The 12884-nt window shown below is 56.8% G+C and carries 14 protein-coding genes; 7 read left to right on the top strand and 7 right to left on the bottom strand.

Translation table 11 applies throughout. The features are described 5' to 3' along the window. Nucleotides 1–31: 31 nt before the first annotated feature. Nucleotides 32–733, bottom strand: coding sequence for a DUF2270 domain-containing protein (locus tag Q1A43_RS04680; protein WP_299933044.1), 702 nt, complete (start codon nucleotides 731–733; stop codon nucleotides 32–34). 161 nt (nucleotides 734–894) lie between these two features. Here Q1A43_RS04680 and Q1A43_RS04675 point away from each other — a divergent pair, with 161 nt between their 5' ends. Further along, nucleotides 895–2436 (top strand): trimethylamine methyltransferase family protein, encoded by a 1542-nt coding sequence (locus Q1A43_RS04675; protein ID WP_299933043.1) that lies wholly within the window; start codon nucleotides 895–897, stop codon nucleotides 2434–2436. An 87-nt stretch (nucleotides 2437–2523) separates the two neighbouring features. On the opposite strand, the gene Q1A43_RS04670 is transcribed toward Q1A43_RS04675, so the two are convergent. Then, complete coding sequence (locus Q1A43_RS04670) at nucleotides 2524–2820, bottom strand: DUF6477 family protein (protein WP_299924695.1); 297 nt, start codon at nucleotides 2818–2820, stop codon at nucleotides 2524–2526. 233 nt (nucleotides 2821–3053) lie between these two features. Between Q1A43_RS04670 and Q1A43_RS04665 the strand changes: the two genes are divergently transcribed. Then, nucleotides 3054–4184 carry a DUF6456 domain-containing protein gene (locus tag Q1A43_RS04665; RefSeq protein WP_299924692.1) on the top strand — a complete coding sequence of 377 codons (1131 nt, stop codon included), beginning with the start codon at nucleotides 3054–3056 and terminating at the stop codon, nucleotides 4182–4184. Nucleotides 4185–4253: 69 nt separating this feature from the next. Here Q1A43_RS04665 and Q1A43_RS04660 read toward each other — a convergent pair whose 3' ends face one another. After that, nucleotides 4254–4799, bottom strand: coding sequence for a peroxiredoxin (locus tag Q1A43_RS04660; protein WP_299924689.1), 546 nt, complete (start codon nucleotides 4797–4799; stop codon nucleotides 4254–4256). 274 nt (nucleotides 4800–5073) lie between these two features. On the opposite strand from Q1A43_RS04660, the gene lipA reads away from it, so the two are divergent. Then, entirely contained in the window at nucleotides 5074–6024 is a 951-nt protein-coding gene (gene lipA, locus Q1A43_RS04655) for a lipoyl synthase (protein WP_299924686.1), read from the top strand. Between the two features lie 363 nt (nucleotides 6025–6387). Here lipA and Q1A43_RS04650 read toward each other — a convergent pair whose 3' ends face one another. Further along, complete coding sequence (locus Q1A43_RS04650) at nucleotides 6388–7287, bottom strand: cytochrome c (RefSeq protein WP_299933041.1); 900 nt, start codon at nucleotides 7285–7287, stop codon at nucleotides 6388–6390. Further along, a complete protein-coding gene (locus Q1A43_RS04645; RefSeq protein ID WP_299924680.1) occupies nucleotides 7288–7737 on the bottom strand; it encodes a cytochrome c in 450 nt (149 codons plus the stop codon). A gap of 145 nt (nucleotides 7738–7882) precedes the next feature. Here Q1A43_RS04645 and Q1A43_RS04640 point away from each other — a divergent pair, with 145 nt between their 5' ends. Beyond that, nucleotides 7883–8794 (top strand): hypothetical protein, encoded by a 912-nt coding sequence (locus tag Q1A43_RS04640; protein WP_299933039.1) that lies wholly within the window; start codon nucleotides 7883–7885, stop codon nucleotides 8792–8794. 4 nt (nucleotides 8795–8798) lie between these two features. On the opposite strand, the gene Q1A43_RS04635 is transcribed toward Q1A43_RS04640, so the two are convergent. Then, a complete protein-coding gene (locus Q1A43_RS04635; RefSeq protein ID WP_299933037.1) occupies nucleotides 8799–10163 on the bottom strand; it encodes an aminotransferase class V-fold PLP-dependent enzyme in 1365 nt (454 codons plus the stop codon). A 48-nt stretch (nucleotides 10164–10211) separates the two neighbouring features. On the opposite strand from Q1A43_RS04635, the gene Q1A43_RS04630 reads away from it, so the two are divergent. Continuing rightward, complete coding sequence (locus Q1A43_RS04630; RefSeq protein WP_299933035.1) at nucleotides 10212–10538, top strand: metalloregulator ArsR/SmtB family transcription factor; 327 nt, start codon at nucleotides 10212–10214, stop codon at nucleotides 10536–10538. A gap of 20 nt (nucleotides 10539–10558) precedes the next feature. Here Q1A43_RS04630 and hpt read toward each other — a convergent pair whose 3' ends face one another. Then, on the bottom strand, nucleotides 10559–11098 hold the full coding sequence (hpt, locus tag Q1A43_RS04625; protein ID WP_299933033.1) for a hypoxanthine phosphoribosyltransferase: 540 nt from the start codon (nucleotides 11096–11098) through the stop codon (nucleotides 10559–10561). 95 nt (nucleotides 11099–11193) lie between these two features. Between hpt and Q1A43_RS04620 the strand changes: the two genes are divergently transcribed. Together Q1A43_RS04620 and Q1A43_RS04615 are read left to right on the top strand one after the other, a co-directional pair. After that, nucleotides 11194–11640, top strand: a complete 447-nt coding sequence (locus Q1A43_RS04620) for a type II toxin-antitoxin system RatA family toxin (RefSeq protein ID WP_299933513.1) — start codon at nucleotides 11194–11196, stop codon at nucleotides 11638–11640. Further along, nucleotides 11633–12877 (top strand): MmgE/PrpD family protein, encoded by a 1245-nt coding sequence (locus Q1A43_RS04615; RefSeq protein WP_299933031.1) that lies wholly within the window; start codon nucleotides 11633–11635, stop codon nucleotides 12875–12877. Before Q1A43_RS04620 ends, Q1A43_RS04615 begins: the two co-directional genes overlap by 8 nt. Nucleotides 12878–12884 lie beyond the last annotated feature (7 nt).

Raw genomic sequence — 12884 nt, 5'->3', positions numbered from 1 at the left:
TATGGGACCAAGTAATTGCCTGTGTTGGGGTTTATCCCATACTCTCTGATTTCTCAGCCCCGCGTTGTTCACCGCGGTGAATGTCTTCTTGCCACGACCAATAGGCAATACCGGCCCAAGTCAGAAGATAGATAACCCCGACACCCATGATGGCCTCTCCGGGGATGGGGCCAATATCGGCACGCCGCGCCGCTTCGTCAAAGCTAGTGGCGGCGGTGGGGTGAACGGTAAGCTTTCCGGCAAAGGCGAGGGACTGGATAATCAAGATCCAGAGATAGTTGCGCCGGATACGCCGCCCTACCGCCGTCATAACCGACACATGGTAAGTGGGCTTCATATAATCGTCGGCGAGAACCTTTTGCCAGTCTTCCTCGAGATGCAGATCACCGTCATAGAGCATGGGAGCGTAGAAATGCGTCTCAAGCCATCGCGCCCGCGCTCGCCAGACGTTGAAATACCGATAGCGCCGCGCCTCGAGCATCAGGAACAGGATGATCAGCACACCGACCAAGACCAAAGGTAGGGGGGAGGCCTCGGGGGAGGCAAAGCTAATCGACAAGGCCACGCCCAAGGTGACAACGGCCCAATTGGTGGTTGTGTCGAGCCGGGTCCGCCAAATCGTACTGCGATAGACTTCGCCGCGATACAAATGCGCCACCGCGCCGATTTCAGCCGGGGTTAGGGCATTGCGATCCTGCGCATCCATAAATGTCTCCTCCTCAGGAACAAGCATGGTGCCCGATGGGGGCTAGTGGGTCAAAGGCGTTATGGGGATGTCGCCTTACCTGGGCCCAAATGTCGCTTTTGCACTTGGAACGCCGCTAACCTGTGACGCGAGGCGCTGGGCATCGGCTATCACGGACCCCAAGCGAAATTCAGGACGGACATGAACCCATGGCAGAACCAGCGCGCAGACGATCCCGTGGCGGTGGCGGCGCAGCCCGCCGGGCAGAACGCACCGCAGTAAGCATCGAGACCGCCAAATACATCGAACGCAATATCCCCAACTTTGAGGTGTTGAGTGAAGAGGCGTTGGATATCATCGAACACAACGCCGAAACGGTGTTGGAAGAGATCGGTGTGAACTTTGTCGATAACCCCGCCGCGCTTGAGCGGTGGCGCGAAGCTGGTGCCGATGTTCAGGGCGAGCGGGTCCGTCTTCCGCGTGGATTGGCACGCAAGCTATGTGCCACAGCGCCGAGCCAATACACCCAACACGCGCGCAACCCGGAGAAGTCGGTTGTGGTGGGTGGCAATAACCTTGTTCTGGCCCCGGTCTATGGACCGCCCTTTGTGCGCGATGCCGAAGGCGGGCGCCGCTATGCCAAGATGGAAGATTTCGATAAGTTCGTGAAGCTTGGCTATATGTCGAAATGGTTGCACCATTCCGGTGGTACGGTTTGCGAACCCACGGACGTGCCGGTGAACAAGCGCCATCTCGATATGTTGCTGTCGCATATGGTCTATTCCGACAAGCCGTTCATGGGCTCGGTCACCGCGCCAGAGCGCGCCCAAGACAGCGTCGAGATGTGTGAGATTCTGTTCGGCAAAGAATTCGTTCAGGAAAACACCGTGATGACGTCGCTCATCAACATCAACTCGCCCATGCAGTTTGACGATGTGATGATGGGGGCGCTTGAGGTTTACGCCAAGAACAACCAAGCCTGCATCATTTCGCCGTTTATCGTTGGCGGGGCGATGGCTCCGGTTTCGGTTGCGGGCACGTTGACACAGGTTTTGGCCGAGGTTTTGGCCGGTATCGCCTATAGCCAGTTGATCCGACCCGGTGCGCCGGTGATCTTTGGGGCCTTTGTGTCGTCTATCGACATGGGATCGGGTGCGCCGACCTTTGGCACGCCCGAGGCGTCACATGTGACCTATGGCGCTGGGCAATTGGCGCGGCGTCTTGGGTTGCCTTATCGCTCGGCTGGGTCGTTCTGTGGCTCCAAGCTTCCCGATGCACAGGCAGCCTATGAAACCGCGAACTCGTTGAACATGGGGTTGTTGTCAGGGGTGAACTTCATGCTGCACTCCTGTGGCTGGCTTGAAGGTGGCTTAGTGTCGTCGTTTGAGAAATTCGTTATGGACGCGGATCAGCTCGGAACGCTGCACGGTCTCGCCAAAGGGGTGGAGATGGATGAAAACGCCCAAGCGATGGACGCGATCCGCGAAGTAGGGCCCGGCGGGCATTACCTTGGCTGCGCCCACACACAGGCGAATTTCAAAGAAGCGTTCTGGAAAACCGATCTGCTTGACTACAAACCGTTCGAGACGTGGTCAGAGGAAGGTGGACGCGATACCGTGGCCTTGGCCACCGCGCGGGTCAAATACCTGTTGGACAACTACAAACAGCCAGCCTTGGATCCGGCGATCCATGAGGCTTTGACTAAATACGTCGCGGATAAGAAAGCGTCGATGCCCGACAGCTTTACCTAAAGTTTGGGTGTTTCCGGCGGGCGGCCAAGTTTGGCGCGCCCGTCTGGCCCTGTCACGTCCTCTCTGGTGATCAGAGGGGGCGTTTTTTTAGTCGTAGCTGGCCTGAGTTTCGCGCAAGACGCGGGCTTCGCCCATCATGGCGACTAGGATCTCAACGTGTCGACTCACTGAATATCCCGAATCGTTTCCGCAACGGCGATCGTTAAGGTCCGCTTCAATTTCCATTAACCTCATAAGCGCCGCGCCGGGGCGTGGAAGGTTACCATATCCTAAAAGTCTATGGAGTTGTGGGTTGCGGCGATAGTCCTGAGCGCCGATGCGTGCGGCCCGAATAAGAAGGCGGGGGCGGCGCAAGTCGCTGAGAATGCTTAGTATATCTTTCATTTTCGCTCTCCGAATAGCCGTGATTCTGAGGAAACATTCTCACAGGTTGTGCGCTGTTGCGTTGCGCAGGTTGTTGGCGTTCGCAGGGGTTAGAAACGTTTATACTTTGGGCACAATGATGGCATTTGTGCGACTTTGTTAACCTAGCAGTAATCTACACACGCCTAGGTTGCGACTTGTCCCTCTGGGGATAAATCTGTGGAAAACGAGCAAATATAACGGGAATACGCGAGATGGGCGAAGCGAATTTGGACAGTGCAGTGATGGGGTTGCCCAAGTGGGTGCCGGACGCAGCGCGTGTCTATCTTGCGCATACCGAAAAGGGGTGCACAATTCGTGAACTGGCGCGTCAGGCGGGCTGTCATGCCTCGACCGTTCTGCGTCAGGTTCGCCGTATCGAAACACGGCGCGATGATCCCCTTGTTGATGCCGCCCTGCGCCATCTTGGTCAGCCATCCACAGGCAAGTCAGAGGTTTCAAATGTCGCAGCGCTTGATGTCGGAAAGGACAAGAACTTGATGACTGCTGCCCAAGATACCGTAACCCCCCCAGATGAAACCACACTGGCACGTGAAGCGCGCCGGGTGTTGCGCCGTTTGTGTGAAAGCGGCGCTGTCTTGGCGGTCGCTGCAGAAATGGAAAAGGCTGTGGTCGTGCGTGACACGGGCGAAGGAGGCAGCACCCGCACCGCCGTGGTTGACGCCCCGATTGCGGAGGCGATGGCCTTGCAAGATTGGATCGCCTGCGATGCGCCGGGACGGATTTCTCGGTATCGGATAACATCAACCGGCCGCGCAGCCTTGAGCCGTATGGTGGCAGAGCAAGAGAACAAGGTTCGCGGATTTGCAGAAGCCCAGGCCGGATTTGACACTGGTCGGGCCGCAGAGGCGGCGTTGGAAGAGGTCGAACGCGACCCGCGTGTGCGCAAAGGGCGTTATTTGCTGGCGGAAAGCCCTCTCACGGCTTTGTCACGTCGCAAAGACAAAGAGGGCGCGCCGTTTTTGTCCGATGAGTTGGTGGCGGCTGGCGAACGTCTGCGTGAAGATTTCGAATTGGCGCAGATTGGCCCGCGTGTTGCGCAAAACTGGGATCACTTTTTGACTGGAGACACTGGCAATGCTGGTGAGCCAAAAAGTGGGACTACCGCAGCACAGGGCCGTTTGCAGGCGGCTCTCAAGGACTTGGGTCCGGGATTGGGCGATGTCGCCTTGCGCTGCTGCTGTTATCTCGAGGGGCTGGAAACCACGGAAAAGCATCTCGGATGGTCGGCACGTTCCGGCAAAGTTGTCTTGCGGATCGCTTTGCAGCGCTTACGCCGCCACTATGAAGAGCTCTCCGCCAAAGGCGGCGATCTTGTGGGCTAACGCGAATACAGTTCAAAACGAAAAGGCCCGCCAAAATGGCGGGCCCTTTGTTTTTGCAATCTGTGAGGCTTAGGCCGCAGAAGACGCTTTCTCTTCGAGGTGCTTCATCAGGTTTTCAGGGGAAGACACGCCGTAAGGATCTTCGCCGTGGTTGTCCGACAGGCCGGGCTCTTCGAACCATGCTTCGACCTGACCGTCGTTGATGATGGCCGCATAGCGCCAGCTGCGCATGCCGAAACCAAGGTTGTCCTTGGCAACAAGCATACCCATTTTGCGCGAGAATTCACCGGAGCCGTCTGGGATAACTTTGACGTTTTCCAGATCCTGCGATTGCGCCCATTTGTTCATGACAAAGCTGTCGTTGACGGACAGACAATAGATGTCATCGATGCCGTGCTTGGCGAAATCAGCAGCGCCTTTTTCAAAGCCGGGCAGCTGGTAAGTCGAGCATGTGGGCGTAAAGGCACCGGGTAGCGAGAATAGGATGACGCGCTTGCCTTTGAAATAATCCGCGGTGGTCATGTCCTGCCAGCGGAAGGGGTTGTCGCCGCCAATGCTTTCGTCACGAACACGGGTGTGGAATGTTACGTCGGGGAGGGTGAAACCAGCTTTCATCGGGCACCTTTGAGAGTTTGGAATGTTTCTAAACGCGGGGTACCCAAGCGTGAAGCGAGTCGCAAGAGGATATGGCGCATTTGCGAGATTGGTTTCGCAGCGCATGGCGGCAATTCGCTGCACACAAGGCTAAAAGCCCATATTTTGCAGCGGTGCAGGGGGAACTCGCTACATTTGGGGATGCGCCGCTGATTTCTCAGCTAAGCTTCACTGGAAAAACCCCCTGCAAGTCCGTATTAGTGACGTAGCGTGAAACCTTCGCGGGGAAAAATCTGTGCGTGATCTCAAAATTCCGTCTGAACGGCATCCTGAAAAGGCGCATCGCCCGGACAATGCCCAGCCAAAGAAACCATCTTGGATCCGGGTCAAGGCTCCGGGGGGCGAGGGGTATAACACCACGCGCCGTATTATGCGTGAGAACAAGCTCTCGACGGTGTGCGAGGAAGCGAGTTGCCCCAATGCAGGGGAGTGCTGGAGCCAAGGCCACGCCACCATGATGATCATGGGCGAGATTTGTACGCGGGGCTGTACCTTCTGCAACGTTGCCACCGGTAAGCCGGACACGCTTGATGCGTTTGAACCGGGACGGGTGGCGGACGCAGTTAATAAGCTTGGCTTGAACCACGTGGTCATCACCTCTGTTGATCGGGACGATTTGGAAGACGGCGGGGCGGAACATTTTGCCCAGACCATCCGCGCCATTCGCCACCGCGCGCCCGATACAACCATCGAAATTCTGACACCGGATTTTCTGAAATGTGATCCGTCTGTTTTGGAAATCGTAGTCGAAGCCAGACCGGATGTGTTCAACCACAACCTTGAAACGGTTCCCGGCCTATATCCGACCGTGCGCCCCGGTGCGCGCTATTTCCATTCGTTGCGCTTGTTGCAGCGGGTCAAGGAAATGGACCCGTCGATTTTCACAAAATCGGGAATCATGGTAGGGTTGGGTGAAGATCGCCAAGGTGTGAACCAAGTCATGGATGACATGCGGGCCGCCGACATCGATTTTCTGACCATCGGGCAATACTTGCAGCCCACACCCAAACACCACGTGGTCGACCGTTTTGTGACGCCTGACGAATTCAAGGCCTATGAAACAACCGCCTTTGGCAAAGGGTTCTTGATGGTCTCAGCGACGCCTTTGACCCGGTCAAGCTATCATGCTGGTGATGACTTTGCGCGGTTGCGTGCGGCGCGTGAGGAAAAGCTGGGCCAAGCGTAAGGCATCAACGCGAGGTCATGTAATCACAGCAAGCGGAGGCGGATCATCTGATCGCGCCTCCGTTTTTTTGACGTGGCCGTTGTTACATTATGCGCTTCCGCGCGCTTTATGAGATGGTGTGATAGGTGACGGTCGATCGATAGCGGGAGGGTTGTTGATGGCAGTGGTGGATCAGGATTCACCAAAGCAAAATCCTTTTGCGTCAGACCCATCTCTCACCTGACTTGCCCTGACCGAAACTGTCTCTGGTCTCAAGTAAAATGGCCGTATCCCCATGCTATGGGGCCCCTCGGCAATTTTTCTTGCGCCAAGAGCCACCCCCGGCCTTTTTGGGCAAAGGTGAGGGATGGCTCCGAAGCAAAATCAGTAGTCGCTTTTCGGTGCCGTTCCCGGCGCAGGAAGCGCTTTGACATAGGCGGCGACGGCGTTGCGGTCTTCGGCGCTAAGGGCGGCAAAGTTATCTACCACTTCGGCCATATGACCTCCGACGCTATCGTAATCCGGAGTGAAGCCGGATTCGAGATAGTATGCCACGTCTTCGGCGGACCAGGTTAGTTTGTCCGGGGTCAGGGCAGGGATCGTGCCTTTGCCCGATGGGTTCGGAGCCCCAGCCATCCAGCGAGACGTATCTAATCCGCCAAGCACGTTGCGCGGTGTGTGGCATTCGGCGCAATGGGCCTGAGCCTCGGCCAAGTAACGACCGCGTTCCAGATCGGCGGGCACATCCATCACGTAGTCGTCGTTAAAGAACAGCAACTTCCACCCCCCAAGAGAGCGGCGGATGTTAAACGGAAATCCAACGTCATGTGGTTTGGAGGGTGTCGCATCGGCGGGTAGGGTTTGCAGATAGGCAAAGAGGTCGGCAATGTCCTGATCCGCCATCTTGTTGTAGGCGTTGTAGGGAAAAGCCGGGTAATAATGTTGTCCGGCGGGCGACACGCCGCGCGTTACCGCATTCGCCAAATCCACTAGCTCCCAGTTTCCGATGCCCTGCTCTGGGTCGGGGGAAATATTTGGAGCGTAGAAAGTGCCAAAATCCGATGGGAAGGCCATGCCACCGGCTAAAATCAACTTATCCTCTGCCTTGGGCACATGGTGGCACGACGCACAACCTGATGCGGTGAAGACATGCTCACCCTGGCCGACATCGCCAGTCAGATTGGCAAAACGGTCAGGCGCGACCCGATCCGGGGCGGTGAGCCAGAGGCCGATTGCGACGCCGAGAACGGCCGCCGCAACCAACAATTTCAATACGCGGCGCATTTACTTGGGCGCGCGATAGGTGTCATGGCAGCCTTTGCAAGAGGCTCCGAGCGCACCCATGTTGGGGCCGATTTGATCCTTGCCCTGACCAGCGGCGGCTTGCATGGCTTTGGCGGCTTCACCAAACGCGCCCCATTTGGCCATCACATCATCGATGTTTTCCCAAAGGTTGGGTTGGGCACGGGTGCCATCGATTGACATGGTGTCGGTGCCTTCTGGCCACAGGGCGGGCTGATGGATCATCGACACGGCGACAAGGTTGTCGGCGGCGGCCTGTGCGGCTTCGGCGGTGTAGTCGACTTGACCTTTGGCCATGCCACCCAGAATGCCGAGGTTCAGCGCCATCAGGTTAAATTGACCCTGACGGGCTTTGACGGCCTGAGGCACTTCGGCGAGGGCAGTCGTTGCGAGCGTGGCCAAAATGGCTGCGGTGGCGAAAGACTTTTTCATTGGTATCTCCCTGGTTTCAATACTTCCCACCATAATATGCACGGCGTATGTGACAATCCTATTCTGAATCCCCACACTTGACCCAGAGATTAATTTGTGGGTGCCTTTGGCTATGTTTTCAAAGTGATAATGGATTGGATATGACATGCGGCTTTTAGGCTTGGTGATGATGGTTTGGCCGGGGTTGGCATTTGCGGAGATGTCACCGGAGCTGTCACAGGCGCGCGAGCGGTATTTGTCCGGCGATTACAGTGGCATATGGTCCGTTATTGAGGCCGAGGCGCAGGGCGGCGACCCCGTTGCCCAGAACATGTTAGGCGCGGCATTGACCACGCCGGATGGCTCGAAAGGGTTGGAGTATAACGCTGAGTCTGGGCTGGCTTGGTATGAACAATCGGCGGCGCAAGGCTTTGATAAAGCGGTCTATAACCTCGCCTTGTTTTGGCAAACGGATCACGAAGGTTTTACCGCCGACTACGATTTATCCCGCGCTTTGGCGGAAAAAGCCACCTCTATGGGCTACATCCACGCGCCCAATCTGATTGGCGACATGTTCCATCAAGGCAAGGGCACCGATAAGGATTTGCTCAAGGCCTTTATGCACTACAAACAGGCGGCCGATATGGGGTCTTATGTTGGGCTGCGCGCGGTTGGATATGCCTATTTCCATGGCGAAGGTGTCGAGCGCGATATTACGCTTGTTCGGGATTATCTAGACCAAGCGGTGGCAGCGGGCGACACGCGGTCGATCCCCGATTTGGCGTATCTTTACGAGGGGAGCGAAGGCCTCGATGCCGATCCACTGCGCGCCTATACGCTTTACCTCTATGGGGTTGATCGCGGCAATTCCAAAGCGGCCCTGTGGTTGGCACAATTCTCTGTTGATACGCGGTTTGACGGGGTTTGGCGCGATCCGGTCAAGGCCTATGGATATTGCCTTAAGGCTTTGGAATTAGGACATGACCCGGATCAGGCTGATCCGATTTGTGCGGGAACCTCCGCCGATCTTTCCGATACTGAAAAGGAAACAGCCCGCCTGTTTGCGGACGGGCTGTGACCGGTTAGGCAAGATCACCAAGGGCGGTCTCGAGTGCGCCATTCAAGCGATCCAAATCTTGATCTTGGGTCGCCCAATTCGATAGGCTGATGCGAAAGCCGTTCTGGCCTTGCCAAGTTGCGGCACCAAACCAAGCCTCGCCAGATTGCTGGACGTGTTTGACCACCTTGGCGCAAAGCGCATCCTCGCCGGGGCGAGTGACAAAGACCTGATTGAAATGGACCTGATGTGGCACGTTAAACCCTAGCGCCTCTAAGCGCGGGACAAGCGAGGCGGCTTGATGATGAAACCGCGTGACCATGTCATCCAACCCCTGTCTTCCAAGCGACAACAAAGCGGCCCATGTTTCCGCGCCACGGGCGGCCCGGCTAAACTCGGGGGCGAGGTCAGACGGGGTTGGATCGGTTTTTGGCAAATACCCGGCCCCAATCGCCATCGAAGCGCGCAATTCATCGGGGTGACGACAAAGCGCCAGCCCCGAATCATACGGCGCGTTCAAGGTCTTATGGGCATCGACAACCCAGCTATCGGCGCGTTCCAATCCCGCCAAAGCAGGGGCGAGTTGCGAAGATGCCCTTGCCCAAAGCCCAAAGGCCCCATCCACATGCAACCACGCACCGGCGGCCTGACATTGATCTGCCAAGGCGTCAAACGGGTCAAAGGAGCCGGTGCAAACATTGCCCGCCTGCGCAAGCACAAGACAGCTTGGGTCAAGGTCTGGCATTTGATCGGCGCGCATCCGACCTTGATCATCAACGGGAACAAATTCGATAGCGTCGCTGCCAAGGCCAATCATGCGCAAGGATTTTAGAACGGTGGCGTGAATTTCGGCGCTAGCAATTACCCGAAGGGCAGGGGCCCCAATCAATCCCTTGCCGCGCGGGTGGCCAAGCCGGTCCAATTGTCGATCGCGGGCGGTCATCAAGAGGGTCATGTTGGCCATCGTGGCCCCGGTCGTAAAGGCTCCGGTGCTTTCGGTCGGCAGGTCCAGAAGGTCAATGGCCCAGCGAATGGCGATCTCTTCCAGTTTGATCACCGACGGACCTGTGTCGGAGTTGGCGGTTTGATCCCAAGCGCTTAATAGGGTGCGCGCCCCGGATGCGGCAGGGAGGCTCCCGCCGATCACATAGCCAAAATAACGCCCCGCCGCGCTTGCCATCGTACCCGGGGAACCGACCCGGTTCATAAGTTCAAGAATGGTTTCGGCCGACACCCCTTGGTCGGGCAAGGCAAGGTTGAGCGCGTCGAGGTCGGATTTTTCGGCCAAAACCGATCGGTCCGATAGAGTCTCAAGATAGGCACGGCCATATTGTGACCCAAGCGCATATGCCGAGGCTTGGCGAGACAGGGGAGGTTCAGGTATGGTCATATCGAAAACAGCCTATATAGGGAAACATCTATATTGATATTTGACGATATGGACGCGGAGTCAAGCGCCAAGGTTTTTGCGGCGCTGTCGAGCCCGGTGCGGTTGCAAATCATGCTGTGGATACTGGACCCGCGCTCGCATTTCCCGCCGCAAATCGACGGGGATTTGGTGCGAGATGGGGTCTGTGTCGGGGCGATCACTGAAAAAACCGGCCTGAGCCAACCGACCATCAGCTCACATATGAAAAAGCTGGCGGCTGCGGGGCTGGTGCGCGGACAGAAGTTTGGAAACTGGATGTTTTACAAGCCAGATCGCGCCATGCTTGGCCGATATGGTGGGGTGTTTTCGGAATTGGCGGCGTATCAGCCGGAATAGCCCGCCGCCCGCACGCCAAGTTAGTCCTCGAAACGGACCTTGCCGATAAAGGGCAGGTTGCGGTTACGCTGTGCGTAGTCGATGCCATAGCCTACGACAAATTCATCCGGGATCTCAAAGCCAATCCAGTCGGCGCGTACATCAACTTCTCGCCGAGTCGGTTTGTCGAGCAAGGCAATGGTGCGCAAGCGGGCCGGCGCGCGGCTTTCGAGCAAATGGATCACGTGGTTTAACGTGTGGCCGGTATCGACAATGTCTTCGACCAAAAGCACATCACGCCCTTCAATTGGACCGCGCAAGTCTTTGAGAATGCGCACTTCTCGGCTGCTTTCCATGTCATTTCCATAGGATGATGCCTCTAGGAAATCGACCTCGACGGGCAAATCCAATTCGCGCACCAAATCGGCAATGAAAACAAAAGATCCGCGCAACAGCCCAACAACATAAAGCTTGTTAGTATGAGCGAAATCGCGATGAATTTCGCGGCTCAGCTCTTCGATCCGGGCGGCAATGGCCTTGGCCGAGATCATTTCGTCTACGACATAAGGACGCTGTGTCATGGCTGGACCCTTGTATTTTCACGCGTGGCATACGACATCTGCCGCACGTCATGCGGCCCAACCTGCCGTACCCCAAACACCTAACCGAGAGCAAGATGCCATCCCATTCCGAGACAAAACGCCTGCCTTATACCGCGGATCAAATGTATGCGTTGGTGGGGGATGTCGCCAATTACCCCAAGTTCCTACCTTGGACAGCTGCGGCGCGGATTAGGTCAACTGATCAGCACGCGGATCATATCGAGATGCTGGCCGATTTGGTGATCAGCTTCAAAGTCTTTCGGGAACGCTTTGGATCGCGGGTGCGCTTGTTCGAAGGTGAAAGGCGCATTGAAACCGAGTATTTGGATGGGCCGTTCAAATATTTGGTCTCCAATTGGCGCTTTGCCGATGCCGAGGATGGTGGGTGTGATGTCTCTTTCGACGTGGATTTTGAATTCAAGAATGTGATCTTGCAAAAGGCCGCTGGCCTGTTCTTTTATGAGGCGATGCAACGTGTGGTGCGCGCCTTTGAAGAGCGCGCAAAGGAGCTTTATGGTTGATAGCTGGCTACGCCCGGCCTTGACGGACCCAAGTGAGGCAGCGCTTGAGATCATGCGCCTGTCCTTGGTGGATTGGTTGGCCTGCGGCATCGCCGGCGTTTCGGAACCGGTAGCTCAAATCACCCGGTCCTTGGCCCTCGAAGAGGGCGGCACACCGCAAGCCAATATGTTTGGCGGCGGACAAGTCCCATGTCGCGCGGCGGCCTTGGTCAATGGCGCAACCAGCCATGCGCTTGACTATGACGACACTCATTTTGCCCATATCGGCCACCCCTCTGTGGCGGTGATTCCGGCGGCGCTGGCCATTGCGCAATCGCAAGGGGCGGGCTTTGATGCGTTTCTGCGCGCCTGTTTAGCAGGTTGCGAAACCTCAATCCGTTTCGGGGTTCTGCTGGGGCGTGGCCACTATCAGGTCGGGTTTCATCAAACCGGAACGGCGGGGGCCTTTGGGGCGACGGTTGCGGCGTGCCAGTTGCTTGGCCTGAGCGAGTTTCAAATGGCGCAAGCGCTTGGTTTGGTAAGCACGCGCGCCTCGGGGTTAAAGTCGCAATTTGGCACTATGGGCAAACCCTATAACGCCGGGATTGCCGCATCCAACGGGGTCGAAGCAGCCTTGTTAACGGCGCGTGGCTTTGAGTCGAACCCGATGGCTCTCGCCGGTCAGAACGGTTTTCTCCCCACGCATCACTGTGACGGCGAGGAGGCCGCCCCCGAGGGCTGGTTTATGGAAGACATTAGTCACAAGTTTCATGCCTGCTGTCACGGTCTTCATGCGGCACTTGAGGCGTTGGAGGGGCTTAAACCATTTGATCCCAAGCGGGTTCGCAAGGTGCAAGTCACGACACATCCCCGTTGGATGACAGTCTGCAATCAAATTGCCCCGACAACCGGGTTGGGGGCAAAGTTTAGCTATCGGACGGTGATCGCCTTGTCGATCTTGGGCTATGACACCGCAGCGCTTGGCACCTATGACGATGCGCTTATGGCTGATGCTCGGGTAGTGGCCTTGCGCAATTTGGTTGAGGTGGCGGATGATGCCACCCTGTCTGAAACCGAGGCCCGCGTATCGGTCACAACCAAGACCGAACATCACGCAAGTTTTGATTTGACGGCCCCTTTGGACATCGCGCAACGCCGCCAGAAAATTCGGCGCAAGGCCCATAGTTTGGTTGGTGATGACCGAATTTGGCTGGCTGTAGAGCAGGGCGATTTTCCTAACCTTATCAGTCTCATGTAGTAACCTG

The sequence above is a fragment of the uncultured Pelagimonas sp. genome (assembly GCF_947498515.1).
In the GTDB taxonomy this organism is placed as follows: domain Bacteria; phylum Pseudomonadota; class Alphaproteobacteria; order Rhodobacterales; family Rhodobacteraceae; genus Pelagimonas.
Note: the sequence above shows the minus strand (reverse complement) of the source record. Positions and strands in the feature narration are given on the sequence as shown.